27 protein-coding genes are annotated in these 24,212 nt (G+C 65.3%); 18 read left to right on the forward strand and 9 right to left on the reverse strand.

The window, feature by feature from the left end:
* Positions 1–18: 18 nt before the first annotated feature.
* Positions 19–720: an RluA family pseudouridine synthase gene (locus WI560_RS31590; RefSeq protein ID WP_375306284.1), complete on the forward strand. Its 702-nt coding sequence runs from the start codon at positions 19–21 to the stop codon at positions 718–720.
* A 245-nt stretch (positions 721–965) separates the two neighbouring features.
* A complete protein-coding gene (locus WI560_RS31595) occupies positions 966–2,075 on the forward strand; it encodes a DUF2336 domain-containing protein (protein ID WP_375306285.1) in 1,110 nt (369 codons plus the stop codon).
* A gap of 93 nt (positions 2,076–2,168) precedes the next feature.
* Here WI560_RS31595 and mtaB read toward each other — a convergent pair whose 3' ends face one another.
* The 3 genes from mtaB to WI560_RS31610 form a co-directional block, all read right to left on the reverse strand.
* Positions 2,169–3,422, reverse strand: coding sequence for a tRNA (N(6)-L-threonylcarbamoyladenosine(37)-C(2))-methylthiotransferase MtaB (mtaB, locus tag WI560_RS31600; protein WP_375306286.1), 1,254 nt, complete (start codon positions 3,420–3,422; stop codon positions 2,169–2,171).
* The gene (gene dapF, locus WI560_RS31605) at positions 3,422–4,297 is read right to left on the reverse strand and encodes a diaminopimelate epimerase (protein WP_375306287.1); all 876 of its coding nucleotides are present in this window, start codon (positions 4,295–4,297) and stop codon (positions 3,422–3,424) included. The genes mtaB and dapF overlap by 1 nt, the downstream gene beginning before the upstream one ends.
* Positions 4,298–4,409: 112 nt before the next feature.
* Positions 4,410–4,628, reverse strand: coding sequence for a hypothetical protein (locus WI560_RS31610; protein WP_375308977.1), 219 nt, complete (start codon positions 4,626–4,628; stop codon positions 4,410–4,412).
* Between WI560_RS31610 and WI560_RS31615 the strand changes: the two genes are divergently transcribed.
* A complete protein-coding gene (locus WI560_RS31615; protein ID WP_375306288.1) occupies positions 4,545–5,348 on the forward strand; it encodes a GyrI-like domain-containing protein in 804 nt (267 codons plus the stop codon). The genes WI560_RS31610 and WI560_RS31615 overlap by 84 nt on opposite strands.
* Complete coding sequence (locus WI560_RS31620; RefSeq protein ID WP_375306289.1) at positions 5,345–6,070, forward strand: SIMPL domain-containing protein; 726 nt, start codon at positions 5,345–5,347, stop codon at positions 6,068–6,070. The genes WI560_RS31615 and WI560_RS31620 overlap by 4 nt, the downstream gene beginning before the upstream one ends.
* A 186-nt stretch (positions 6,071–6,256) precedes the next feature.
* Here the strand turns inward: WI560_RS31620 and WI560_RS31625 are convergent, their stop codons facing one another.
* Positions 6,257–7,321: an MBL fold metallo-hydrolase gene (locus WI560_RS31625; protein ID WP_375306290.1), complete on the reverse strand. Its 1,065-nt coding sequence runs from the start codon at positions 7,319–7,321 to the stop codon at positions 6,257–6,259.
* A 444-nt stretch (positions 7,322–7,765) separates the two neighbouring features.
* Here WI560_RS31625 and ffh point away from each other — a divergent pair, with 444 nt between their 5' ends.
* The 8 genes from ffh (at position 7,766) to WI560_RS31665 (ending at position 14,259) form a co-directional block, all read left to right on the forward strand.
* Positions 7,766–9,313, forward strand: a complete 1,548-nt coding sequence (gene ffh / locus WI560_RS31630; protein WP_375306291.1) for a signal recognition particle protein — start codon at positions 7,766–7,768, stop codon at positions 9,311–9,313.
* 86 nt (positions 9,314–9,399) lie between these two features.
* Entirely contained in the window at positions 9,400–9,732 is a 333-nt protein-coding gene (gene rpsP, locus WI560_RS31635; protein ID WP_008133080.1) for a 30S ribosomal protein S16, read from the forward strand.
* A gap of 125 nt (positions 9,733–9,857) precedes the next feature.
* Positions 9,858–10,415 (forward strand): ribosome maturation factor RimM, encoded by a 558-nt coding sequence (gene rimM, locus WI560_RS31640; protein ID WP_375306292.1) that lies wholly within the window; start codon positions 9,858–9,860, stop codon positions 10,413–10,415.
* Between the two features lie 127 nt (positions 10,416–10,542).
* Entirely contained in the window at positions 10,543–11,298 is a 756-nt protein-coding gene (trmD, locus tag WI560_RS31645) for a tRNA (guanosine(37)-N1)-methyltransferase TrmD (RefSeq protein WP_375306293.1), read from the forward strand.
* A 110-nt stretch (positions 11,299–11,408) separates the two neighbouring features.
* Entirely contained in the window at positions 11,409–11,792 is a 384-nt protein-coding gene (gene rplS / locus WI560_RS31650; protein ID WP_028133304.1) for a 50S ribosomal protein L19, read from the forward strand.
* Between the two features lie 376 nt (positions 11,793–12,168).
* A complete protein-coding gene (leuC, locus tag WI560_RS31655) occupies positions 12,169–13,575 on the forward strand; it encodes a 3-isopropylmalate dehydratase large subunit (protein ID WP_257178901.1) in 1,407 nt (468 codons plus the stop codon).
* A gap of 95 nt (positions 13,576–13,670) precedes the next feature.
* The gene (locus tag WI560_RS31660) at positions 13,671–13,880 is read left to right on the forward strand and encodes a hypothetical protein (RefSeq protein ID WP_375306294.1); all 210 of its coding nucleotides are present in this window, start codon (positions 13,671–13,673) and stop codon (positions 13,878–13,880) included.
* Positions 13,881–13,965: 85 nt separating this feature from the next.
* Complete coding sequence (locus tag WI560_RS31665) at positions 13,966–14,259, forward strand: DUF1330 domain-containing protein (protein WP_375306295.1); 294 nt, start codon at positions 13,966–13,968, stop codon at positions 14,257–14,259.
* Positions 14,260–14,552: 293 nt separating this feature from the next.
* Here WI560_RS31665 and WI560_RS31670 read toward each other — a convergent pair whose 3' ends face one another.
* On the reverse strand, positions 14,553–14,834 hold the full coding sequence (locus WI560_RS31670; protein ID WP_375306296.1) for a hypothetical protein: 282 nt from the start codon (positions 14,832–14,834) through the stop codon (positions 14,553–14,555).
* 155 nt (positions 14,835–14,989) lie between these two features.
* Between WI560_RS31670 and WI560_RS31675 the strand changes: the two genes are divergently transcribed.
* From WI560_RS31675 to WI560_RS31690, 4 genes are all read left to right on the forward strand, one after another.
* On the forward strand, positions 14,990–15,388 hold the full coding sequence (locus WI560_RS31675; protein WP_375306297.1) for a metallopeptidase family protein: 399 nt from the start codon (positions 14,990–14,992) through the stop codon (positions 15,386–15,388).
* A 169-nt stretch (positions 15,389–15,557) separates the two neighbouring features.
* A complete protein-coding gene (gene leuD, locus WI560_RS31680; RefSeq protein ID WP_027573022.1) occupies positions 15,558–16,163 on the forward strand; it encodes a 3-isopropylmalate dehydratase small subunit in 606 nt (201 codons plus the stop codon).
* Between the two features lie 80 nt (positions 16,164–16,243).
* Positions 16,244–17,029: a hypothetical protein gene (locus tag WI560_RS31685; RefSeq protein ID WP_375306298.1), complete on the forward strand. Its 786-nt coding sequence runs from the start codon at positions 16,244–16,246 to the stop codon at positions 17,027–17,029.
* A gap of 225 nt (positions 17,030–17,254) precedes the next feature.
* Positions 17,255–17,674, forward strand: a complete 420-nt coding sequence (locus tag WI560_RS31690) for a hypothetical protein (RefSeq protein ID WP_375306299.1) — start codon at positions 17,255–17,257, stop codon at positions 17,672–17,674.
* Positions 17,675–17,692: 18 nt separating this feature from the next.
* On the opposite strand, the gene WI560_RS31695 is transcribed toward WI560_RS31690, so the two are convergent.
* The 3 genes from WI560_RS31695 to WI560_RS31705 all read right to left on the reverse strand — a co-directional run bounded on the left by WI560_RS31695 (position 17,693) and on the right by WI560_RS31705 (position 21,618).
* Complete coding sequence (locus WI560_RS31695; protein WP_375306300.1) at positions 17,693–19,174, reverse strand: tetratricopeptide repeat protein; 1,482 nt, start codon at positions 19,172–19,174, stop codon at positions 17,693–17,695.
* Between the two features lie 159 nt (positions 19,175–19,333).
* A complete protein-coding gene (locus WI560_RS31700; protein WP_375306301.1) occupies positions 19,334–21,010 on the reverse strand; it encodes a PAS domain-containing protein in 1,677 nt (558 codons plus the stop codon).
* Between the two features lie 461 nt (positions 21,011–21,471).
* Positions 21,472–21,618, reverse strand: a complete 147-nt coding sequence (locus tag WI560_RS31705) for a hypothetical protein (protein WP_375308978.1) — start codon at positions 21,616–21,618, stop codon at positions 21,472–21,474.
* Between WI560_RS31705 and WI560_RS31710 the strand changes: the two genes are divergently transcribed.
* A complete protein-coding gene (locus WI560_RS31710) occupies positions 21,559–22,458 on the forward strand; it encodes a helix-turn-helix domain-containing protein (RefSeq protein ID WP_375306302.1) in 900 nt (299 codons plus the stop codon). The genes WI560_RS31705 and WI560_RS31710 overlap by 60 nt on opposite strands.
* 38 nt (positions 22,459–22,496) lie before the next feature.
* On the opposite strand, the gene WI560_RS31715 is transcribed toward WI560_RS31710, so the two are convergent.
* Positions 22,497–23,378, reverse strand: coding sequence for a CoA ester lyase (locus WI560_RS31715; protein WP_028133316.1), 882 nt, complete (start codon positions 23,376–23,378; stop codon positions 22,497–22,499).
* 111 nt (positions 23,379–23,489) lie between these two features.
* Here WI560_RS31715 and WI560_RS31720 point away from each other — a divergent pair, with 111 nt between their 5' ends.
* Positions 23,490–24,131 carry a carbonic anhydrase gene (locus tag WI560_RS31720; RefSeq protein WP_257179247.1) on the forward strand — a complete coding sequence of 214 codons (642 nt, stop codon included), beginning with the start codon at positions 23,490–23,492 and terminating at the stop codon, positions 24,129–24,131.
* The last annotated feature ends 81 nt before the right edge of the window (positions 24,132–24,212 follow it).

Here is a 24,212-nt window from a genome sequence, read left to right on the forward strand (position 1 = left end):
CAAACGAAAGTCTTGCAATTGCTCGATGTTCCCCAATTGACCGCCGAGGAGATTTTGTCGCGCGTACTCCATCGCGACGGCCTGATGCTGGTCATCGACAAGCCGGCCGGCCTGCCGGTGCATCGCGGCCCCAAGGGCGGTCCCAATCTGGAGGATTCCTTCGACGCGCTGCGCTTCGGCCTGCCGCGGCCGCCGGTGCTGGCCCACCGGCTGGACAAGGACACCTCCGGCTGCCTCGTGCTGGGCCGCCATCGCAAGGCAACCGCCTCGCTCGGCCTGTTGTTCAAGCACGGCAAGATTGGCAAGACCTACTGGACCGTGGTCGAGGGCGGCCCCACTGACGACGAAGGCACCATCGACATGCCGCTGGGACGGCTCAATGCCGAGCGCGGTTGGTGGCAGAAGCCCGATCCGGAAGGCCAGAAGGCCGTCACGAATTGGAAAGTGATGGGCCGCGGCGACGGTTTCACCTGGCTCGCCATGGAACCGGTGACGGGACGGACCCATCAATTGCGGGTGCATTCGTCGGCCACCGGCTGGCCGATCTTCGGCGACAACATTTACGGCAACGGCCCGCGCTTCGGCGAGCCGAAGCTGCACCTGCATTCCCGCGAGATCGTGGTGCCGATCTCCCGGAACAAGGAGCCGGTCCGCGTCGTGGCGCCGGCGCCGGCGCATATGCACGAGAAGCTGAGGGCTTGCGGCTGGAACGGGGAATAGGGGTCCGACCCTCATGGTGAGGAGGCCGCGTAGCGGCCGTCTCGAACCATGAAGGGCCCGATCGTTGCCGCCATCCTTCGAGACGCCCGCTTGTCGCGGGCTCCTCAGGATGAGGAGCGGTGGTCGGAAGGAGCGTCGCGCTCAGCTACCGCCCCATGGTTTACGAAACCTTCAGTCCTCGTCCCTCATGATCGCGGTTGCTTAGAACAAGCTTCCGTCAATTCGCTCAGGACGAGCAACGCGTCATGTCCACGGCCGGGCTATCGATCATCGACGAGGTCGAATCCGCGATTCGCGCCGGCTCGCCGGAGAAGGGCCTGGCAACGGCCCGCAGGGTCACCGACCTGTTCCTCACTTCCGCTGGCAGTTTCGACGATGAGCAGATTGCGCTGTTCGACGACGTACTCGATCGCCTGATCGGCACCATCGAGCTGCGCGCGCTCGCCGACATGGGCGCACGCATCGCCCTCGCCGAGATCAGCGCGCAGCTGGCGCCGGTCGCGCAGGCGCCGCCCTCCGTGATCCGCCGCCTCGCCAGCAACGACGAGATCCGCATCGCCGGTCCCGTGCTGCAGGAATCCGCCCGCCTCGACGACGGCGAGCTGGTGAAGATCGCATCAGCCAAGGGCGAGCCGCATCTGCTCGCGATTGCCGGCCGCTGGTGGCTGAAGGAGGTCGTCACCGACGCGCTGCTGGCGCGCCGCTATCCCAGCGTCAGCCGCAGGATCGCCGCCAATCCCGGCGCGCGCGTCTCCGGGAGCGGATTCGCGCTCATGGTCGCCCAAGCCGAGGCGGATCCCGAGCTTGCCGTCAGCGTCGGCGTCCGCGTCGACCTGCCCTCGGAGCTGCGCCGCCGATTGCTGTGCTCGGCCACCGATGCCGTGCGCGCCCGCCTGTTGTCGCGCGCGCCGCCGCATCTGTTCGAGGAGATCCAGAGCGCGATCGCGGCCATCGCCGTCGGCGTCGAGCGCGAGATGTCGGGTGTTCGCGATTTCGAGGGCGCCAAACGCGCGATTGCGATGCTCAAAGCCACCGGCCAGCTCAACGAGGCAACGCTGCTCGGCTTCGCCAGGCAGCGGCGTTACGAGGAGACCGCCGCCGCCCTGGCCGCCTTGTCCGGATCGACCGTCGAGGTGATTCGTCCGCTGATGCAGAGCCTGCGCGACGACGGGCTCCTGGTGCCGTGCAAGGCCGCTCAGCTCAGCTGGGAAACCGCCATCGCCGTGCTCGAAAGTCGCTTCGCCACCGGCGCGATGAAGCCCGCGGACCTCGCGCGAGCGCAAGCGCATTATGCGCGGATAACGGCGGAGGATGCCAAGCGGACGCTGCGGTTCTGGCAGGTCAGGGCTTCGTAGCGGCGCTCCGAGGCACGGCCCATCTGTACCCTCGGTGTCGTCCCTGCGTGCGCAGAGACGACGTCGAGGATGGAGCGCGGCGTAACTTCCCGATTACGTGGTGAGCCGCTCGCCATCGCTGGCAGCGATCCTGCGCGGCACAACGCTGCCCACCGGCTCGCCTGCAATCGCTACCGGCAGATAGTGCTCGGTGCGGCCCTGCGCCTCGCTCTCGATCAGCACCTGCCGCGTCTTTCCCACCTCCGCTTGCAGCCGCTTGCGCAGCGCCGCTTCGCCTGCCGCGCGCAGCCGTTTCGCACGCTCCTTGATCGCCGGCCCCGCCACCTGCGGCATCCTTGCGGCCGGCGTGCCCGGGCGGGGCGAATAGGGGAAGACGTGCAGGAATGTCAGGCCGCATGCCTCGACGAGATCGAACGAACGCGAGAACATCTCTTCCGTCTCGGTCGGGAAGCCCGCGATGATGTCGGCGCCGAACACGACGTCGGGGCGCAGGCGGCGGACCTGGTCGCAGAACGCGATCGCGTCCTGCCGCGAATGCCGCCGCTTCATGCGCTTCAGGATCATGTCGTCGCCGGATTGCAGCGACAGGTGCAAATGGGGCATCAGCCGCGCGTCCTCGGCGATGGCATCGAGCAGATCGTCATCCGCCTCGATCGAATCGATCGAGGAAATGCGCAGGCGCTTCAGCTCCGGCACGTGCCGCAAAATCTGCTTCGTCAGCAGGCCGAGCTTGGGCGCGCCCGGCAGGTCGGCGCCGTAGCTGGTGAGGTCGACGCCGGTCAGCACGATCTCGGCATGGCCGCGTATCGCCAGCGCCCGCACCTGCTCGACCACCGCGCCCATCGGCACCGAGCGCGAATTGCCGCGGCCATAGGGAATGATGCAGAAGGTGCAGCGATGGTCGCAGCCGTTCTGCACCTGCACGAACACGCGCGGCAGGCCGCCCGCATAGCCGTCGACGAGATGCGGCGCCATCTCCCTGACAGCCATGATGTCGCTGACGGCAATCTTCTCGCGGGCGCCGAGGTCCAACGCGCTGCGCGTCTCCTGCCACGCAGACGCGCGCATCTTGTCGTCATTGCCGAGGACGCGATCGACCTCGGCCATGTCGGCGAACATCGCCGCTTGCGTCTGTGCCGCGCAGCCGGTCACGACGATGCGCGCACCGGGCCGTTCGCGCTTCAATTTGCGGATCGATTGCCGCGCCTGCGCCACCGCCTCGTTGGTGACCGCGCAACTGTTGATGACGATGGTGTCCTCGAGTCCGGCAGCTTCGGCTTCGCGGCGCATCACCTCGGCCTCGAAGGCGTTGAGGCGGCAGCCGAAGGTGACGATGTCGACGGCCATCAGGCGACCGGCGCGAACAGCGCCGGATCGAACTTGCCCTCATATTCGAAGGTCGCGGTGCCCGTCATCAGCACGTGGTCGTCGCGCTCGCGCCATTCGATGCCGAGCTTGCCGCCGGGCAGCGTGATCTCGACATTGCGCTCGGCACGCTTCAGGCGGGCCGCGGCGACCGCGGTGGCGCAGGCCGCCGAGCCGCAGGCCCTGGTCAGGCCGGCGCCGCGCTCCCAGGTGCGGATCGTGATGTGCTTGTCATCGACGATATGGGCGAGCGTGATGTTGGCGCGCTCCGGAAAGATCGGATGGTTTTCGAGCAGGGGGCCGAAGCGGGCGAGATCGTAGCCGTCGACGTCGTCGACCCAGAAGATTGCGTGCGGATTGCCCATGCTGACCACGGAGGGCGAATGCAGGATCGGATTGTCGATCGGCCCGATCTGCAATTCGATGTAGCGGGTGTCGCGGAACTCTTCCGCCAGCGGAATGTCCTGCCAGCCGAACTTCGGCGCACCCATGTCCACGGTGTAGAGATCGGGCGACGGACCCTGCCAGGCGTTGAGCAGGCCCGCAGCGGTCTCGAACGTCGCACTGGTCTGCCCGGTCTTCTCGAAGATGCGGCGGACCACGCAACGCATGCCGTTGCCACAGGCGCCGGCCTCCGAGCCGTCATTGTTGTAGATGCTGATGAAGGCCTCGGTGCCGCCCAGCCGCGGCTTCTGCAGTACCATGAGCTGGTCGTAAGCCACGCCGCCGTTCGCGGACGCCACCGCGCGGGCGTCGTCCGGCGTCACCCGGCCAGCGGAATCGCGCATGTCGACAACGACGATCTCGTTGCCGATGCCATTCATCTTGGCAAATGCGTGGTTGGCCAGCGCGCTCATGAAAATTCCCGAATTTCGCCCGCCTTATATGGCGATCCTTGGCCCGCTTGGCCAGTGATTTGCGGTCGGCGACATGACGCATCTGTCATGGGACGAATTCCGCACTCGCGTGTTAGAACGGCGCCGCTCGCCGCGAGCCGGGATGCGGGGCCGGGCTCGAGCCGGATGAGGCCTTGGTGGGCAAGGTCTTGGTGATTAAGGCCTTGGTTTTGAAGGTCTTGGTGGTGAAGGTCTTGGGGAGAATGAAATGATCGGGTTTCGTCGTCTTGCTCTGGCCGCGCTGATCCCGGCAGCGGCCTTGTTGCTTGGCCTGCCTGAGGTTCTGGCGCAAACCCCAAGCCCCGCAACGCCAAGCCCGGCAACGTCAAGCCCGGCACCGGCCGCCTCCGCAAGTCCCTCGCCGGCCCCGTTGGCGACCCCCTCCCCGGCCGCGAGCGCATCGCCCGCGCCTGCGGCAGGGCCATCACCCGCAGCCAGCGCTTCGCCGGCACCTGCGGCAACGCCCTCGCCCGCCGCCAGCGCCTCACCCTCGGCCAGCCCAACGGCTCCGCCTCCGGCGGCCGCTGCAACCCCCGCCCCGGTGCAGACCGCCGACCCGTTCGGCCTTGAGACCACGCTCGAGGCCAGGAAAGTCGTGATGGTCAAGGGCACCGCGAACTGGGACTCGGCCTTCGACACGCTGATCGACGCTTTCAAGGCGCTGAACACGCTCCTGGACAAGCAGGCTATCAAGGCCGCCGGCAATGCGATGGTAGTCTACACCTCGACCGACGACACCGGCTTCACCTTCCTGGCCGAGATCCCGGTCGAGCAGGACCCCAAGAACTTGCCCAAGGACATGAGCATCGGCAAATCGCCGGAGGGCAAGGTGCTGAAATTCGTCCATCGCGGCTCCTACGACAACATGGACAACACCTACGAGGCGATCACCAATCACCTTGACGACAAGAGGCTGGAAGCCAAGGACACCTTCATCGAGGAATACCTCACCGATCCCCTGAAGACCGTTGAAGACAAGCTGGTGATCAACGTTTTCGTGCCGCTGAAATGAGAATCATGAAGAACCCTGCCATCCTTGCCGCGTCCCTTGCCGCCGTTGTTGCCGTCGCGCTGCCGGCAATGCCTGCGCTCGCCGATGATTTTCCGTCCGCCATTTCGGTGAGCGGCGAAGCCAATGTCTCCGTGGCGCCGGATCTCGCGCAGATCGACGCCGGCGTCGCCAACGACGCCAAGACCGCGAAGGAAGCCTCCGACGCCAACAACGCCGCGATGGGCAAGGTGCTGCTGGCGCTGAAGGGCGCCGGCATCGCCGAGAAGGACTACCAGACCTCACGCCTGTCGCTGCAGCCGCAATACGGCCAGAACAAATCCACCGGCGCATCCCCGGTGGTCGGCTTCCGCGCCAGCAACCGCGTCACCGTGAAGATCCGCGACATCACCAAGGTCGCGGCCATCATCGACACGCTGGTCGGCGCCGGCGCCAACGACATCGGCAACATCTCCTTCGAGGTGACGCAGGCCTCGAAGCTGCTCGACGATGCGCGCGAGCAGGCTGTCGCGGACGCCCGCCGCAAGGCCGAGGTCTATGCCAAGGCCACCGGCGTGACGCTGGGCGCGCCGCTGAGCGTGTCCGAGGGCGGCGCGCCGGTGCCGCTGTTCAAGCCGCGGATGGCCGACCGAATGGCCGCAGCCCCGCAGGCCGCGGTCGCGCCGGGCGAGGAGACGCTGTCGGTGACGGTGAATGTGAGCTGGGCGATCAAGCAGGTGCAGTAAGACGCACGCTGCCGGCGAAGAATACAACTGTCGTCCCCGCGCAGGCGGGACCCATAACCACAGAGAGTGGTTATCGCGCGACGCAGGTCACTCCGAATCTTCGCCAAACTTCTCCCTGTGGTTATGGGTCCCGGATCTGCGCTGCGCTTGTCCGGGACGACAGCGGAGAATGACGCGAAATCTCAGCTAAATCTCCACCACCTGTCCCGGCTGCATCGCCACGAACCGCTCCTGCGGGATCTTCGCAGCGTCGAGCGCGGCCACCAGCGCCTTGGCCGGGGCGTCGATGGCTTCGTCGGTCAGCTGGAACGTGCCATGGTGATGCCCGAGCGCGGCCTCGGCGCCGCAATCCGCCAGCGCCTTCACCGCGTCCTCCGGGTTCATGTGCTGGTCGCGCATGAACCAGCGCGGCTCGTAGGCGCCGATGGGAAGGATGGCGAGGCGCAGCTTGCCGTGCTTCTCGGCGACGCGGCGAAAATGCCGGCCATCGCCATAGCCGGAATCGCAGACGACGTAGATTTTCCCGGCCGGCGTCTCCAGGACGAAACTCGCCCATAGCGCCTTGTTGCGATCGAACATGCCGCGCGCCGTCCAGTGCCGGGTCGGCACCAGATGCGCGGCGATGCCGCTGCCGAGCTCGACGCGGTCGTGCCAGTCGAACGCCTCGACCTTGATGCTGGGATCCCAGCTGCGCATCGTGACGTCGTTGCCGAGCGGGGTGACCACGCGCGGGGCAAAATTCTTGGTGAGCCGCGACAGCGTCGCGATGTCGAGATGATCGTAGTGCCCGTGCGAGACCAGCACGACGTCGATCTGCGGCAGCTTCTCGAAGGCGATGCCGGGATCGTTGTGCCGCTTCGGCCCGGCCCAGGCGACCGGCGACACCCGCATCGACCAGACCGGATCGACCAGGATGTTGAGGCCGCCGGCCTGGATCAGCCAGCTGGCGTGGCCGACGAAGGAGAGCCGCACCTTGTCGCCGTCGACCCGCTCCGGCGGGGTGTCGGCGTGGGGGCTGGGGGCCCAATCCGGCCATGTCGCGCGCTGGCGCTTGCCGCCCAACTGCCAGCGCAGCACCTCACGCAGCGATTTCGGCGGGGCTCCGTCCGGATCGAAAAAGGTGAGGCCGTCGAAATGATCGGAGACCGGGCCGTCATAGGTCTTCATATGGGACATCCAGAGCGGGGGAGCACCGACCAGGGCGCCGGCCCCGGCAAGCAGTCCGAACAGGCGGCGGCGGGTGATCGGCACGGGGGTTTCAGCGGTGGTAACGGAGGCGGGTCATCAGTTCTATATGGGCGGATCCGGGCGAAAAGGAACCGGCAGTCGAAATGGCTCTCTTTTCAGGATCTTGCCCTGGCAGCGCCGCCCCGGCACCCTAACTTTCCTTGACTTTTGGGCGGGAGCGGCGTTTAACCCCGGCACTTTCTCGGAAAGGCTTTCTTTTCGACCCGCCGACCGGCCCTCGAGGCCGGAGGTCAACGCCCGACAGCGCTGTGCGCCCTCGGGCGCAAAGGTGTTTGGACGACTGCTTACCAGGAGAGTGGTCATCCCCCGCGAAGGCGGGGGATCCAGTATTCCGAGGCCCCTCGGCTAGAATCGAGAAGCCGCGGCATACTGGATGCCCCGGTCAAGCCGGGGCATGACAGCGGTGAACGCGGCAACCCTGCGCGAGCAGGACAAAGGACAACGGCATTGTTCGACAATCTGTCGGAACGGCTAGGCGGAATTCTCGATCGTCTGACGGGGCGCGGTGCGCTGACCGAAAAGGACGTCGACGCCGCGATGCGCGAGGTGCGCCGCGCGCTGCTGGAGGCCGACGTCGCGCTCGAGGTCGTGCGCAGCTTCACCGAGCGCGTCCGCGAGCAGGCGATCGGCGCCACCGTCGTCAAGTCGGTCACCCCCGGCCAGATGGTGGTCAAGATCGTCCATGACGAGCTGGTCAATACGCTGGGCAGCGAAGGCCAGACCATCGACGTCAATTCCGTGCCGCCGGTGCCGATCATGATGGTCGGCCTGCAGGGCTCGGGTAAGACCACCACCACCGCGAAGCTCGCCCGCCGCCTGGTCCAGCGCGACAAGCGCAAGGTGCTGATGGCCTCGCTCGACGTCTATCGTCCGGCGGCGATGGAGCAGCTCGCCGTGCTCGGCCGCGACCTCGACATTCCGACCCTGCCGATCGTCGCCGGACAGCAGCCGCCGCAGATCGCCAAGCGCGCGCTGGAGGCCGGCAAGCTCGGCGGCTACGACGTCGTGCTGCTCGACACCGCCGGCCGCACCACGCTCGACGAAGACATGATGGCGGAAGCGGCGGCGATCAAAGCCGCGGCCAACCCGCACGAAGTGCTGCTGGTCGCGGACAGCCTCACCGGCCAGGACGCCGTGAATCTCGCGCGCGCGTTCGACCAGCGCGTCGGCCTTACCGGCATCGTGCTCACACGCGTCGACGGCGACGGCCGCGGCGGCGCCGCGCTGTCGATGCGTGCGGTCACCGGCAAGCCGATCAAGCTGCTCGGCACCGGCGAAAAGACCGACGCGCTGGAGGATTTCCACCCCGACCGTATCGCCGGCCGCATCCTCGGCATGGGCGACGTGGTCTCGCTGGTCGAGCGCGCCGCCGCCAACATCGACGCCGAGAAGGCCGCGCGCACCGCCGAGCGCATGCGCAAGGGTCAGTTTGACCTCAACGACATGCGCGAGCAGCTGCTGCAAATGTCGAGCATGGGCGGCATCAGCGGGCTGATGGGCATGATGCCCGGCATCTCCAAGATGAAGAACCAGATCGCGGCCGCCGGCATCGACGACAAGATCCTGAAGCGCCAGGTCGCGATCATCGATTCCATGACGCGCGACGAGCGCCGTCATCCCGACCTGCTCAAGGCCAGCCGCAAGAAGCGCATCGCCGCCGGCAGCGGCCAGAGCGTCGAGCAGGTTAACAAGCTGCTGAAGATGCACCGGAACATGGCCGACGTGATGAAGGCCATGGGCTCGGGCAAGCGCGGCCCGCTCGCCGGCATCGCGCAGGCCATGGGCTTTGGCGGCGGCATGAAGATGCCGTCTCCGGAAGAGATGAAGGCCATGCAGGAGAAAATGCAGGCTGGCGGCGGCCAGGGCCTGCCCAGCCTGCCGAAGGATCTGCCGCCCGGTCTTCGCTCGGGCCTGCCGAATGTGCCGGGGCTTACCGGCCTCAGCGGCAAGCCGACCCTTCCGGGGCTCGGCGGTTTCCCGGGCAAGAAGAAATGAGGAATTCGTCGCACGGGATCGCACCGGTCTCGCGCGACGCGGAAATACCAATCAACCGAACAAAACGTACTTTGAAGGAGAACTGAATGTCCGTCGTTATCCGCCTCGCCCGCGCAGGCACCAAGAAGCGTCCCGTCTATCACGTCGTCGTCGCCGATTCGCGCTTTCCGCGCGATGGCCGCTTCATCGAGCGTCTCGGCTATTTCAACCCGCTGCTGCCGAAGGACAACGAGACCCGTCTCAAGCTCGACATGGACAAGGTGAAGGCCTGGCTCGCCAAGGGCGCGCAGCCCTCGGACCGCGTGGCGCGTTTCCTCGACGCCGCCGGCGTCAAGAAGCGCGAAGCCCGCAACAATCCCGAAAAGGCCGTGCCGCGCAAGGAGCGCAAGGCGCAGGCCGAAGCTGCGGCGAAGGGCTAAGTCGCTTCGATGGCCGGGCCTTCATGCTTCGAGACGCACGGCTTGCGCCGTGCTCCTCAGCATGAGGGTCTATCTCCTCATCCTGAGGAGCCGCGAAGCGGCGTCTCGAAGGACGAGGCCAGCTGATGTCTCAGCTCGTTTGCGTCGCGCGGATCGGCGCCGCGCACGGGGTGCGCGGTGCGATCAAGTTGTGGACCTTCACCGAAGATCCCTTTGCCGTGAAGCGCTATGGCCCGCTGCTGTCCAAGGACGGCAAGCGCCAGTTCGAAGTCGCACAGGCGCGTGAGGCGAAGGATCATCTGGTCGCGACGTTCAAGGGCGTCACGACCCGCGATGAGGCCGAGCGCCTCAACGGCATCGAGCTCTACGTCGCGCGCGACAAGCTGCCCGCGACGGATGAGGACGAATATTACCACACCGACCTGATCGGGCTCGCCGCCGTTACCACGGAGGGCGATGCGCTCGGCCGCGTGCTCGCGATCCACAATTTCGGCGCCGGCGACATCATCGAGATCGCCCCGCCCAAGGGCGCGACGATGCTGCTGCCGTTCTCGAACGCGGTGGTGCCGGAGGTCGATCTTGCCGGCGGCCGTGTGGTGATCGCGCTGCCGCAGGAGATCGAGGCCGAGGAGCGGGGCGAAGCTCTCTCCACGGGTCGTCCCCGCGAACGCGGGGACCCATAACCACAGGCCAACATTTTTCGCTAAGCTGTTTGCTCCAGCCATCGCAAAACTGGCTGCGGTGGTTATGGATCCCGGATCTGCGCGCGCTTGAGGCGCGCTTGTCCGGGATGACGAGAACTGAGATCCGATGACCGATCCCTCACCCTGGCGCGCAACCGTGCTGACGCTGTTTCCGGAGATGTTTCCGGGGCCGCTGGGCGTGAGCCTCGCCGGCCGGGCGCTGGCGTCCGGGATCTGGCAGCTCGAGGCGCGGGACATCAGGGCCTCCGCCACCGACCGCCACCGCAGCGTCGACGACACCCCGGCCGGCGGCGGCCCGGGCATGGTGCTGCGGGCCGATGTCCTGGCGGCGGCCATCGATGCGGCGGAGGCAGGACCCGAACGGCCACGCCTGCTGATGAGCCCGCGCGGTCGGCCATTGACCCAGGCCCGTGTCCAGGAGCTCGCCTGCGGGTCCGGCCCGCTGATCGTCTGCGGGCGCTTCGAGGGGGTGGACCAGCGGGTGATCGACAAGCGGGGGCTGGAGGAGGTCTCGATCGGCGATTACGTGCTGTCCGGGGGCGAAATCGCCGCTTTGGCCCTGATCGACGCCTGCGTCCGGCTGCTGCCGGGGGTGATGGGCAAGGAGGCCTCGGGAACCGAGGAAAGCTTCTCCGAGGGCCTGCTGGAATACCCCCAATACACCCGCCCGCAGCTGTTCGAGGGAGCTCCGATCCCGGAGGTGCTGACCTCCGGCGACCACGCCAAGGTCGCAGCCTGGCGGCGGGCGCAATCGGAGGCGCTTACCGAGGCCCGGCGGCCTGATTTATGGGCCCGGATCCCGCCGAAGCCGGCGAATCGGGCCGGGCGCCAAAAAACGCCAAAAAACAAGACAGACGGGTGACAAACGCTCCGGCTTGCCTTATAGGAGCGGCCAAATCCGCAATGGCTGGATAGACGAATTTTGCGCAGCCCCCCGCTTCCAGGGCTGGGCGCGCCGATGGAGATTTACCCATGAACCTGATCAAGCAGCTCGAGCAAGAGCAATTCGACAAGCTGTCCGCCGGCAAGGACATTCCGGAATTCGGTCCCGGCGACACCGTGATCGTCAACGTGAAGGTCGTCGAAGGCGACCGCACCCGCGTGCAGGCCTATGAAGGCGTCTGCATCGGCCGTTCCGGCGGTGGCCTCAACGAGAGCTTCACCGTGCGCAAGATCTCCTACGGCGAGGGCGTGGAGCGCGTGTTCCCGGTGATGTCGCCGATGATCGACTCGATCAAGGTGGTGCGCCGCGGCAAGGTGCGTCGCGCCAAGCTCTATTACCTCCGCAACCTGCGCGGCAAGTCGGCCCGCATCGTCGAGAAGACCGAGCACGCCAAGGCTGCCGTCAACGAGTAAGCCTCGCTGCTCCATGCGAGTTTCGAAAGCGCGGGGCTCGGCTCCGCGCTTTTTTGTTGGGCCTCAAGCCGCGCATGCGGTGCCGCCCGCGCTCCTCTGGATGAGGGTCATGCCCTGACCGCGCATTGAAACCACTCGCGATTTCAATTCGGCCTGCTATATATTCCTGGAATGTTTCCAGATCCGACCAGCTTCGCCCCTGTCCAGCGCGTCGTCATCGACGATCGCTCGCGGCTGCCTGGGCGGTTCTTCGGCCGCTTCGCGACCTCGGCAACGTCAGAGCTTATTCGCGCAGCCTGAAAGGCTGCGCTGACGATTTTGTTGCCCGCGCGCACTCGCGCACATCCGCTACCAACATTCTTCGGAGCTGACGCTCATGTCCAAGCCGACCACATTGTACGACAAGATCTGGAACGACCATCTGGTGCACGAAGCCGAGGACGGCACCTGCCTGCTCTATATCGACCGCCATCTGGTGCACGAGGTGACCTCGCCGCAGGCGTTCGAAGGCCTGCGCGCCACGGGGCGCAAGGTTCACGCGCCGGAGAAGACGCTCGCCGTCGTCGACCACAACGTGCCGACCACCGATCGCACCAAGCCGAATCCCGATCCGGAGAGCATCGAGCAGATCAAGGCGTTGGCCGAGAACGCCAAGGAATTCGGCATCGAATATTACAACGAGTTCGACAAGCGCCAGGGCGTCGTCCACGTCATCGGCCCCGAGCAGGGCTTCACCCTGCCCGGCACCACCATCGTCTGCGGTGACAGCCACACCTCGACGCATGGCGCGTTCGGGGCGCTCGCGCACGGCATCGGCACGAGCGAGGTCGAGCACGTGCTGGCGACGCAGACGCTGATCCAGAAGAAGGCGAAGAACATGCGCGTCACCGTCGACGGCAAATTGCCGGACGGTGTCACGGGCAAGGACATCATCCTGGCCATCATCGGCGAGATCGGCACCGCGGGCGGCACCGGCTACGTGCTGGAATATGCCGGCGATGCGATCAGTGCGCTCAGCATGGAAGGCCGCATGACGGTCTGCAACATGTCGATCGAAGGCGGCGCCCGCGCCGGTCTCGTCGCGCCCGACCAGAAGGCGTTCGACTTCCTGCGCGGCCGCCCGAAGGCCCCGAAGGGCGCGGACTGGGATGCGGCCATGCGCTATTGGGAGAAGCTGCGCTCCGACGACGGCGCCCATTTCGACAACGAGCTGCGTCTCGACGCTGCCAAGCTGCCCCCGATCGTGACCTGGGGCACTTCGCCTGAGGACGTCGTCTCCGTGACCGGCATCGTGCCGGACCCCGACAAGATCGCGGACGAAGCCAAGCGTCTCTCCAAGCATCGCGCGCTGAAATACATGGGCCTCACCGCGGGAACGAAGATCACCGACATCAAGGTCGATCGCATCTTCATCGGCTCCTGCACCAATGGCCGCATCGAGGATCTGCGCGCTGCCGCCAAGATCGCGGAAGGCAAGCACGTCTCCGGGCATGTCAACGCCATGGTCGTGCCGGGCTCCGGCATCGTGAAGGAGCAGGCCGAAGCCGAGGGTCTCGACAAGATCTTCATCAAGGCCGGTTTCGAATGGCGCGAGCCGGGCTGCTCGATGTGCCTCGCCATGAACCCGGACAAGCTGGCCCCGGAAGAGCGCTGCGCCTCGACCTCGAACCGCAATTTCGAGGGCCGCCAGGGCTTCAAGGGCCGCACGCACCTCGTCTCGCCGGCGATGGCGGCGGCGGCGGCAATCGCCGGTCACTTCGTCGATATCAGGGACTGGCGCTAAGCCAGCTCTGCAAATTGTAGCGATCGCGGCAAACCGCCTTTAATCGATCGCCTGACACTCTCGTCCTCGCGATGATTTCGCGAGGACGCGTACCAATGGCCAACAAGCCGGAATATGTCGACCTGATCAGTGAGGCCACGCGCCAGCACCGCCGCCGCGCGGCGCCCTTGCGCATCGTCGCGAAGCCCGAGATCGAAGAGACCTCGCGGCTGAGCCGCTGGCCGCCGGCGATGTTCAAGCAGTGGAAGCTGGACAATCTGATGCGGTGGAAAGCCGCGTCGTGGAAGCTGAAGGACTGGCTGTAGCGGCGTTCCGGGCGTATTCCGGTCATCCACGATCTTCATGCGCGCGCTCCAAGAACGGGGTGCCGCGACGAGAGGGGTTTTGGAGATGACCGTCTATGCGATCGCGCAGCTGAAGATGACCGACCGCGCGGCCTATGAGCGCTACCAGGCGCGTTTCTTCGATGTGTTCAGGAAGTTCAATGGACGGCTGCTCGCCGCCGATGAGCATCCGCGCGTGCTCGAAGGTGCGTGGCCGCACGACAAGCTCGTCATGATGTCGTTTCCGGACGAGGCCGCCTTCCTCGCCTTCTCGAACTCACCCGACTACGAGGAGATTTCGCGCGACCGCAAGGCCGGCGCGCAGGCGACCGTGCTGCTGGTGCAGGGATTCGCCGGCTAGCAACTCACCAGAACGGGCCGTAGCCGAACACGAAGGGTGCGGGCACGCCGTAGGGATAGGGACGGTAGTGGACGGGCCGCGCATAATAGCGGGGATCGCGGCGCACGAGAGGCCGCACGTTGGGTTGGGTTCGCGAAGGCCGCCGCGCATCGAAAACGGCGATCCCCGCCGAGGCCTCCGGGATCGTTATCGCTGGCGCAGCGAAAGCATGCGTCAGGCCGGCGGCGAGTGCGACAGCAACGGATAACGCAACCCATTTCGCCATGGACCACCCCACCGGGCTGCGCGCCGCCTCAGCCGCGGCGCCAGTGGCAGCTCACACGCGGCACGATCACCGTGCCGCTCGGCCGAAATTCCTGCACATAGGTCGCGTTGCAGACGCGGACCGCGTCGGGACCGGGATTGTAGCGCGGATAGACGCCGTCAGGCGCGTAATAGGGCGTGACGCGCAGGCGCGCCGGCGGCCGCTTGCGCGGCGGCGGGATGTCGTCCGGCGTAGCTGCCTGCGCCAGCCTGACACCGGGGGCCGCCGTCTGCGCCTCCGCGCCGACGCAAAACTGCGAAAACAACCCCATGCACAGTAGCGTCAGCGCTGTTTTTGCTCGCATTTTCTCGCCCACCTGAACCGTCTCGCTCGAGCCCCACGCTCCCCGTTTTGGCGGCGCCCGTCAACCTCGCCGCGCTTATAAAGCGGGATGCATCGCCAAGAAACCCGCGCTAAGACAAGCCCATGTGGACGGAATTGAAAGCGCCCTCGCTGGCCGAGATGGAAGTGACGGCGCACGAAATCTTCGAGGGCCTGCCGGCGGAGTTTCGCGCCCTGTGCAAAGGCGTGATCATCCGCGTCGACGACTTCCCGACCGAGGAGGTCCTGGACGAGATGGACTGCGAGAGCGAGTTCGACCTGCTCGGCCTGTTCCAGGGCGTCGGCCTGCCGCAGCAGAGCCTCGGCGACGTGGCGCGGCTGCCCAACATGGTCTGGCTCTACCGCCGGCCGATCCTGGATTATTGGGCCGAGCACGACGAAAGCCTCGGCCACATCGTCCGCCACGTCCTGATCCACGAGATCGGCCACCATTTTGGTCTGTCGGACGACGATATGGAGGCGATCGAGGCGCGGGCGGAGTAAGTGATGGTCTCCACCTCTCCCCAGCGGGGAGAGGTGAAATCCCGACGCCGCACCAGATCCAAACGCCGCAAGCGGGAGAGGTAAGGCAGCCCTGCCCAATTCGGCCTAGGATTCAGGCCCCGGACACGATAAATAGCGGCTCCCTGACCACCTGCGGGAAAGCGCAACCATGGACAAGTTCACCACGCTGGAAGGCGTCGCGGCGCCGCTGAAGATCATCAATGTCGACACCGACATGATCATTCCGAAGCAGTACCTCAAGACCATCAAGCGTACCGGCCTTGGCAAGGGGCTCTTCTCCGAGCAGCGCTACAAGGACGACGGCAGCGAGAACCCGGACTTCGTGCTCAACCAGCCCGCCTATCGCAACGCGAAGGTGCTGGTCGCCGGCGACAATTTCGGCTGCGGATCGAGCCGCGAGCACGCGCCATGGGCGCTGCTCGACTTCGGCATCCGCTGCGTGATCTCGACCTCGTTCGGCGACATCTTCTACAACAACTGCTTCAAGAACGGCATCCTGCCGATCCGCGTCAGCCAGGAAGACCTCGACAAGCTGTTCGACGACGCCGAGCGCGGCGCCAACGCGACGCTGACGATCGACCTGCCGAACCAGGAGATCCGCGGCCCCGATGGCGGCAAGGTCAAGTTCGAGATCGACCCGTTCCGCAAGCACTGCCTGATCAACGGCCTCGACGACATCGGCCTCACCATGGAGAAGAAGGCCTCGATCGACTCTTACGAGGACAAGCTCAAGCGCGAACGCGCCTGGGCCTGAGATCGCTCTCTGCTTCGAGCCCCGGTGCGGTCAGCGCCGGGGCTTTTTCTTTGCCCTCGTCATCCTGTATGGCTTTGCCCATGCTCCCCGAGATCGTCACCTTCTGGCATGGCCCGATGGACGCGCTGCGCCAGACCTGCCTGCGCTCGCAGCTGGCTGCCGGCCACAAGGTCACGGTCTACAGCTTTGATCCCATTCCCGGCCTGCCGGCGGGCGTCGCCAATGCGGAGGCCGAGGCGATCCTGCCGCACGCATTCTCCGAACGTTTGCGGCCGCCGCAGCCGGACGGCAGCTGGCGCGACTGGACCATTCTGCAGTTCAGCGACTTCTTCCGCATGAAGCTGATGGCGAAGGGCCTCGGCCTCTGGCTCGATGCCGACGTGCTGCTGCTCAAGCCGGTCGAGATCGATCCGGCAAGACCCTACTTCGCCTGGGAGCGGCCGCGCCAGCTCGGCAATTCCGTGGTCTATCTGCCGCCCGGGCACGGCATCGTCGCCGCCTTCGAGGAGCTGATGCAGCAGGAGGAGCTGACGCCGGACTGGCTCTCCGTGCGCCATCGCATCACCTTCATGATGCGCCGCCTGCGCGGCGGCTCGAATCGCCTCGCGGACATCCGCGTCGCGATCTACGGACCCGCGGCACTGACCGCGCTGGCGCGCCGCACCGGCGAGCTCGGATCCGCGCTGCCGAAGCAATCGTTCTACGCCGTGCATGCCGAGCCGAAACTGTTCTTCGATCCCTCCAGCTATCTCGGCCTCGTCACCAACCCTGACATCATCGGCCTGCACATCTCGCCCAAGGGCCGCGGCGGCGAAAAGCCGATTCCGGGCAGCCTGTATGCCTGGGCGACGGAGCGGTTTGCGTAGCTCTCGTGCCCCGGACGCAGCGCAACGCTTCTTCAGCGGTGCGCTGCAGAGCCGGGGCCCAGCACAGCGGTGAGATGGGTCCCGGCTCTGCGCAGCAGCGTTGCACGCTGCAGCGCGTCCGGGACACGAGACCGCTTTTCACCACCCCCAGTTTGATCCAGCGCAACGCGCCCCTGCAACATTGTGCTTAAGTCGCTCCAATTCCGCCGTCCGAAGGAGCTTTCCATGAGCACCGCAAGCAGGCCTTATCCCATCGTCCAGGATCTCATCGAGTCCTTTGCCGACTGGTTGAAGCACCGCCGCGAGATCAGCGAGATGCGTCAGCTCGATCGCGCCGATTTCGACCGGATCGCGAACGACTTGCGGATCGCGCCCGACGATCTGGAGGAGCTGGTCCGCCACGGCAAGCATTCTGCCGACGAGCTGCCCAAGATGCTGGAGCAGCTCGGCATCAGCGCCGAAGGCCTCGGCCGCGCGCAACCGCTGCTACTCCGCGATCTGGAGCGAGTGTGCTCGCTGTGCAACCACAAGGGACAATGCGACCGCGATCTCGCCGACGGCACCGCCGCGGAGCATTACCACGACTATTGCGCCAATGCCTCGACCCTGGAGTCGCTCGAGCGCACCGACGTGGCGCCGCGCTGAGGCGCGTCGCGTAGGAGTTTATTTGCCGGCGACGAAATAGAAGTCCTGCCGGCCGGAGATCGAGCCGTAGCTGAACGGCTTTTGCCTGCGGCCGGTTGCTTCCATGACGTCGTCGCGAACGAAGTCGAACAGCCTGCGGACTTCGAGACCCGGCGTCGGAACGTTCTTGACGAAGGCGACAGCGAACGGACTGTTGCTCCCGTCGCCGTCGAGCGCGGTCTCGCCATCCTTGGCGGCATAGACCACCAACGTGCCCGCCTCCGGCTCGACGGGGGCGAGACCCCGCGACACCGAACGCGACGCGACCGTCATCGTGCGCTTCATCTGGGCTGCGAACGGATTATCCCGGCAGGCATCGAGGATGACGAGGCGCAGCTTCCTGGCGCGCTCCGCAGCATTGAGAACCTGATCGACCGGCACGGCTTCAAACGCGATTTCGCGATCCGCCGCGATCTTCGCATCCGTCGGAATGAGATAATTGATGCCGCCGACCTCCATGCCGTGTCCGGCATAATACACCACGGCCCAGTCCGCTGTCTCCGCACGTGCCGCGAACTCGCGCAAGGCATTCACCAGGGCATCCTTGCGCAGATCGGTCAGCAGAGTGACGGCTTCGAAGCCGGTGAGCTTCAGCACGTCGGCGACGAGGCTTGCATCGCGCACGGGGTTTGGCAGGGCGGCGACGTTTTCATAGGCGGAGTTGCCGATGACGAGAGCGATGCGGCGATCAGTGTTCGCAGCCCCGGGCACCGCGACAAGCGGAGCGACGCCGGTCTTCTCCACCAAGATCGTTGCCGGTCGCGGCGAAGGCAGGACGGCAAGCCGCTCCCGTGCCTTGTCGAGAGCCCATCTCGTGGCGGTATGGGTTAGGCCAAGCGTGGCGTTGAAGTCGGCCCTCGCCCTGGCGAAATCGCCGCGCTTCTCGTAGGCCAGTCCGCGGTTGAGATAGGCGTTCGCATAGGTGGAATCCGCGCGGATCGCTTCGGTGTAGTCCGCGATGGCCCGGTCGGTCTCGCCCTTGCGGCCATAGGCGTTGCCGCGGTTGAAATACGCGTTCGCATTGGCCGGCTGCAGGCGCACAGCTTCGGTATAATCGGCGATGGCGCGATCGGTGTTGCCCTTGTTGCTGTAGGCATTGCCCCGGTTGTAATAAGCGTTCGCGTAGCCCGGATCGAGCCGGATCGTCGCCGAATAGTCCGCGATCGCACGCTCCGTATCGCCCTTGCTGCTGTAGGAATTGCCGCGATTGTAATAGGCATTGGCGTGCGCCGGATCGAGCCGGATCGTCGCGGTGTAGTCGGCTATGGCACGGTCGGCATCGCCGTTGGCGGCATAAGCGTTTCCGCGGTTGTAATACGCGTTCGCGTCCTGGGAATCTCGCCGTATCGCCTCAGAAGCCGTGGCAATCGCAGCGTTCGCCTCGCCTTTGGCGCGATCATTGGCGGCTGCAGGCCCGGCGAGAACAAGAAGTGCAAGGCAATAAAGTAATTTGCGAAGCATATGAAAGCCCACGCGCGATATCGAGGACTGGGAGCGTTATTTAAGCGACGCAAATTTACCGAAGCAACCTCCCGGATTGTGTGATCTAAATCACAGGAATGCGGCCGCACCAGGCATCGGCGGCCGCAACCTGCATCCTAGATATCCGTGGCGGCTTGATCAAGCCCGCGCTGCCATCGCCGCCGCTTCCGCCGCAGCGCGCTGCATGCTGGTCGACATCTCGTTCGTCACGGTGCTCTGCTCCTCGATCGCCGCGGCCGTCGACGTCACATATTCGCTGACATTGTTGATGGCCTGCTTGATCGCGCCGAGCGCGCTGACGACGTCGCCGGAAATGCCGTTGAGGCTGCCGATCTCCGCGCCGATCTTGTCGGTGGCCTGCTTGGCCTGGTTGGCGAGGCTCTTGACCTCCGAAGCGACCACCGCGAAGCCGCGGCCGGCTTCGCCCGCGCGTGCCGATTCGATCGTGGCGTTGAGCGCGAGCAGGTTGATCTGTCCGGTGATGTTGTTGATCAGCTCGACGATACCGCTCATCGCCTGCGCGGCTTCCGTGAGGCGCTGCGCCTGCGCGTCCGCGGTGGCGACCTGATCCACCGCGCTCATCGCGGTCTCGCGCGATTTGGTCATCGCCTCGGAGATCTCCCGCACCGAGGCGTTGAGCTCCTCGGAACCCGCCGCGACCGATTCCATCATGCCGCGCACGCGCTCGTTGCCCATGCGGACCAGCACCTGCCTGGTGACGTCGGTGGCGTATTTGACGACCTTGAACGGCTTGCCGTTGAGATCCATGATCGGATTGTAGGAGGCCTGGATGTAGACCTCCTTGCCGCCCTTGCCGATCCGCTTGTATTCGGCGGCCTGGTATTCGCCGCGATTGAGCGCCGCCCAGAACTCGCGATAGGCGCTGCTGTCGCGCTCGCTGGGCTCGACGAACATGCTGTGATGGTGGCCCTTGATCTCGGCCAGCGAATAGCCGAGCGCGCCGAGGAAGTTGGCATTCGCGGTGACGATCGTGCCGTCCATGTTGAACTCGATCACGGCCTGGGCCTTGTCGATCGCCGCGATCTGGCCGGCGAGATCGGCGTTCTTCAGCTTCTCCGCCGTCACGTCGGTCGCGAACTTGACGACGCCGAAGGGCTTGCCGTTCTCGTCGAGCAGCGGGTTGTAGGAGGCGAGGATCCAGATTTCGCGGCCGCCCTTGCCGATGCGCTTGAACTCGCCGGACTGGTATTCGCCGCGGTTGAGCTTGGCCCAGAACTCGCGATAGGCGGCGCCGTTGCGCTCGGCCTCGGCGACGAACATGCCGTGGTGCTTGCCCTCGATCTCGGACAACGAATAGCCGAGCGCCTTGCAGAAATTCTCGTTGGCCGTGACGATGGTGCCGTCGAGCCTGAACTCGATCACGGCCTGGGCGCGGCCGATGGCGGCGATCTTCGAGGCATCCGTCATGCTGCGGATCTTCTTCGCGGTGATGTCGGTCGCAATCTTGGCGACCATCACCGTCTTGCCGTTGCCGTCGAGCACCGGATTGTAGGATGCCTCGATCCAGACCTCACGGCCATCCTTCGCGATCCGCTTGAATTCCCGCGCCTGATACTCGCCACGGTTCAATGCCGCCCAGAACGCCTTGTACTCGGCGCTGTCGCGCTGGTCGGCCGGCACGAACATGGAATGATGCTTGCCCTGGATCTCGTCGAGCCGATAGCCGAGGGCGTCGAGGAAGTTCTTGTTGGCCGTGACGATCGTGCCATCAAGGTTGAATTCGATCATGGCCTGCGAACGGCCGATTGCGTCAATCCGGGCTTGGGCATCGGGGCGGGATATACGGCCGAACATTTTGATAGCTCCGAGATTGATGCTCGTTTGCAGCGCGTGCGCTTGCAAACCGTTGCAATGTTCATTGGTCTGGCTCGGAATTTCGTGAGGACCAATCGTTCGTCCGCTTCGTAACCCCGCACATGCACGAGGTATACGAATCGAATTATCAGAGTATTTGTCCGATCGAAGACACAATGGCCGGATTCTGCCAGTGCGATTAACCGGCTGGAGACATCCGGAGCCTTGCTGACACGCCAAGGCCTTGAACTGCGAACGCCGGCCTAAGATCGCTATCGGAATTCGGCAACGATCGGCATCAATCAACCATCCTTCGCTGCCGCGATCCGCTATGTGCGTGTCCAGACAATTTGTCGCAGCCGATTCAGATGCACGCTCCGAGAAGACTCAAGCTGCGCCTGGCGCCCTTGATGCAATTTCCAATTGGTAGCGCCCGAATGGCGATGCACTAATTTCTCTCGTCAGAGGTTTCTGATTTGGGCTCCGTTTCTTTTCTCAACCGGTATCCATTGCTTCAGTCCCGCGACAGCGAGTTCGCACGCGACCGCTTGTTCGCCACGTATGGCGCCGACCGCTTCGAAAAGCATGGCGGTGAGTTCGGCATCCATGCCAACTTTGCCCGCTTGCAATCGATCGGCATCGCCTTCTGTGCCTATGAAGGTGCAGCGTCGCTGTCCTTTCCCGAATCCTCGATTCTCCGCCAGTTCTTCTCCATTCAGGGTGCCGCGACTTTCAGGACCAAAGGGAAGAGCCAGCCGATCTCAGCCTCGAGTCCGATCATCTCCGGCGAGGCCAGGCTGGATCTCGACTTTGCGCCGGGCTACCGCCAGCTGGTGCTGAGAATGGAGGCCGGCGCACTCGAGCGTTTGCTGAAGGGAATGCTCGGCGACAGCAGCGACGCGACACTGCGTTTCACGGAAGACGAAGCGGATCCGGCGGCAATGACGCAGGTGCGTCAGGACGTCTTCAGGTTTGCCGAGGAGCTGGAAAAATTCGGACGGGATTACTCGCCCATCGCCATCGCCGAGCTCGAGCGGGCGCTGATGGTCCGGGTCCTTCTGGCGCACCAGCACAATTTTACCGGCCGGCTGCTGCGCCCCGCACCAGGCGCCAACCGGTCCGTCGTCGACATCGTGGAATCCTATATCGAGGCGCATTGGGACGAGCCTCTCGACCTGGAGAAGCTCGCGAGGATTGCCAATGTCAGCATGCGGACGATTTTCCGCGAGTTCTCCGATGCCGGACGGGGATCACCCGGCCAGTGCGCGAGGCGTTTCAGGATCCAGCGGGCCGCGGAGCTGTTGCGGCGGCCCGACGAGCAGACCAGCGTCGTTGCCGTGGCGTACAGATGCGGCTTCCAGAATCTCGGCCGCTTCGCCTCGGAATATCGGCAAGCCGTCGGTGAGCTGCCATCCGAAACTCTGAGGAACGCGAGAAGACGGCAGTGACTCGACGACGCTGCCGCTGAATTCGCAGCAAAGCCGCCTCAACCCTTCCCCATCGCGGCGATCGCGTCCGCGATGGCGATCGTGCGCCTGGCCATGTCGGCGTGCAGGCGCTCCACCATCGCGCCATCGAGGCGGATCGCGCCGCGCGAGGCATTCTCCGGCAGCTCGAACGCGGCGATGATTTTTCGCGCGCGCGCAACCTCCTCCTCGGGCGGGGTGAAGATCGCGTTGCAGGCGTCGATCTGCGAAGGATGGATCAGGGTCTTGCCGTCGAAGCCGAGATCGCGGGCTTGCGCGCATTCGGTGGCGAAGCCGTCGGGGTTGGCGATGTCGCTGTAGGGGCCATCGAGGATCTCGAGGCCGTGAGCGCGCGTCGCCAGGATGCAATGGGTGATCATCGGAAGCATCGCGGCGCGGCCGGGCAGCATCCTGATCCGCGTCTCGCGCGAGATGTCGTTGGGGCCGAACACGAAGCCGGAGAGACGCCGCGACGGATCGCGCCCGGCCTCGGCCAGTTCCTCCGCATGCAGCACGGCGCGCGCGGTTTCGATCATGGCCCAGACCTTCACCGTCGGCGCGGCGCCAAGCTCGGTGAGGCGGAGGCCGATGGTGTCGAGATCCTCGATGCTTGAAACTTTTGGAACCAGGATGCCGTCAGGCGAGGCCTTGGCGGCCATGGCGACGTCGTCGGCCCACCAGGGCGTATCGAGGCCGTTGGTCCGGATCAGGATCTCGCGCTTGCCAAAGCCCTTGGCTGCGATCGCGGCGGCAATGCCGTCGCGCGCCACCGCCTTGGCATCGGGGGCAACGGAATCTTCCAGGTCCAGGATCAGGCCGTCGGCGGCGAGGTGGCGCGCCTTTTCCAGCGCGCGGGGATTGGAGCCGGGCATGAACAGATGGCTGCGGCGCGGGCGGGTCATGCGTGCGTTCCTTCCGGTTTCCTCGAACCTATTGTGGCCGGAGCCGATAGCATCTGGCCTGCTCATTCGAAAGGCTTGTTCGCCCCAGCGGTATATGATTAGGCATAGGCCATGATGACATTCCCGAAGCATTTGCTGGAAGGCTACAAGGCCTTCGCCACCCAGCGGCTGCCGACCGAGCAGAGCCGCTATCGCGAGCTGTCGGTAAAGGGGCAGTTCCCGGAAGTGATGGTGATCGGCTGCTGCGACAGCCGCGTCTCGCCCGAGGTGATCTTCGACGTCGGGCCGGGCGAATTGTTCGTCGTCCGCAACATCGCCAACCTGGTGCCGGTGTATCAGCCCGACGGCGCCGCCCATGGCGTCTCGGCGGCGCTGGAATATGCCGTGACGGTGTTGAAGGTGAAGCACATCGTCATCCTCGGCCACGCGCAATGCGGCGGCATCCGCGCCTTCGTCGACAAGATCGAGCCGCTGACGCCGGGCGACTTCATCGGCAAATGGATGCAGATGTTCATCAAGCCCGGCGAGGTGGTGGAGCAGCGCGACCACGAAACCATGGCGCAGTTCGTCGAGCGGATCGAGAAGGCCGCAGTGTTCCGCAGCCTGGAAAACCTGATGACCTTCCCGTTCGTGCGCAAGGCCGTGGAATCAGGCCAGATGCAGACCCACGGCGCCTATTTCGGCGTCGCGGAGGGATCGCTGTTCGTGCTGGACAAGGTCGCGAAGGAATTCAAGAACGCGAATGGCGAGTGACGCCGTCGTGAGGTGGGCAAAGCGAAGCGTGCCCACCAATTCTTTCCTATAGCAAAGAGATGGTGGGCACGGCGCGCGAAG

It is taken from the genome of Bradyrhizobium sp. A11, from assembly GCF_042077125.1.
Lineage (GTDB): Bacteria > Pseudomonadota > Alphaproteobacteria > Rhizobiales > Xanthobacteraceae > Bradyrhizobium > Bradyrhizobium japonicum_B.

Coding starts and splice junctions, on each gene's coding strand:
- WI560_RS31595 (WP_375306285.1), top strand. CDS start 966: ATGTCCACGGCCGGGCTATCGATCATCGACGAGGTCGAATCCGCGATT.
- mtaB (WP_375306286.1), bottom strand. CDS start 3,422: ATGGCCGTCGACATCGTCACCTTCGGCTGCCGCCTCAACGCCTTCGAG.
- dapF (WP_375306287.1), bottom strand. CDS start 4,297: ATGAGCGCGCTGGCCAACCACGCATTTGCCAAGATGAATGGCATCGGC.
- WI560_RS31615 (WP_375306288.1), top strand. CDS start 4,545: ATGATCGGGTTTCGTCGTCTTGCTCTGGCCGCGCTGATCCCGGCAGCG.
- WI560_RS31620 (WP_375306289.1), top strand. CDS start 5,345: ATGAGAATCATGAAGAACCCTGCCATCCTTGCCGCGTCCCTTGCCGCC.
- rpsP (WP_008133080.1), top strand. CDS start 9,400: ATGTCCGTCGTTATCCGCCTCGCCCGCGCAGGCACCAAGAAGCGTCCC.
- rimM (WP_375306292.1), top strand. CDS start 9,858: ATGTCTCAGCTCGTTTGCGTCGCGCGGATCGGCGCCGCGCACGGGGTG.
- trmD (WP_375306293.1), top strand. CDS start 10,543: ATGACCGATCCCTCACCCTGGCGCGCAACCGTGCTGACGCTGTTTCCG.
- rplS (WP_028133304.1), top strand. CDS start 11,409: ATGAACCTGATCAAGCAGCTCGAGCAAGAGCAATTCGACAAGCTGTCC.
- leuC (WP_257178901.1), top strand. CDS start 12,169: ATGTCCAAGCCGACCACATTGTACGACAAGATCTGGAACGACCATCTG.
- WI560_RS31660 (WP_375306294.1), top strand. CDS start 13,671: ATGGCCAACAAGCCGGAATATGTCGACCTGATCAGTGAGGCCACGCGC.
- WI560_RS31665 (WP_375306295.1), top strand. CDS start 13,966: ATGACCGTCTATGCGATCGCGCAGCTGAAGATGACCGACCGCGCGGCC.
- WI560_RS31670 (WP_375306296.1), bottom strand. CDS start 14,834: ATGGGGTTGTTTTCGCAGTTTTGCGTCGGCGCGGAGGCGCAGACGGCG.
- WI560_RS31675 (WP_375306297.1), top strand. CDS start 14,990: ATGTGGACGGAATTGAAAGCGCCCTCGCTGGCCGAGATGGAAGTGACG.
- leuD (WP_027573022.1), top strand. CDS start 15,558: ATGGACAAGTTCACCACGCTGGAAGGCGTCGCGGCGCCGCTGAAGATC.
- WI560_RS31685 (WP_375306298.1), top strand. CDS start 16,244: ATGCTCCCCGAGATCGTCACCTTCTGGCATGGCCCGATGGACGCGCTG.
- WI560_RS31690 (WP_375306299.1), top strand. CDS start 17,255: ATGAGCACCGCAAGCAGGCCTTATCCCATCGTCCAGGATCTCATCGAG.
- WI560_RS31695 (WP_375306300.1), bottom strand. CDS start 19,174: ATGCTTCGCAAATTACTTTATTGCCTTGCACTTCTTGTTCTCGCCGGG.
- WI560_RS31700 (WP_375306301.1), bottom strand. CDS start 21,010: ATGTTCGGCCGTATATCCCGCCCCGATGCCCAAGCCCGGATTGACGCA.
- WI560_RS31705 (WP_375308978.1), bottom strand. CDS start 21,618: ATGGATGCCGAACTCACCGCCATGCTTTTCGAAGCGGTCGGCGCCATA.
- WI560_RS31715 (WP_028133316.1), bottom strand. CDS start 23,378: ATGACCCGCCCGCGCCGCAGCCATCTGTTCATGCCCGGCTCCAATCCC.
- WI560_RS31720 (WP_257179247.1), top strand. CDS start 23,490: ATGATGACATTCCCGAAGCATTTGCTGGAAGGCTACAAGGCCTTCGCC.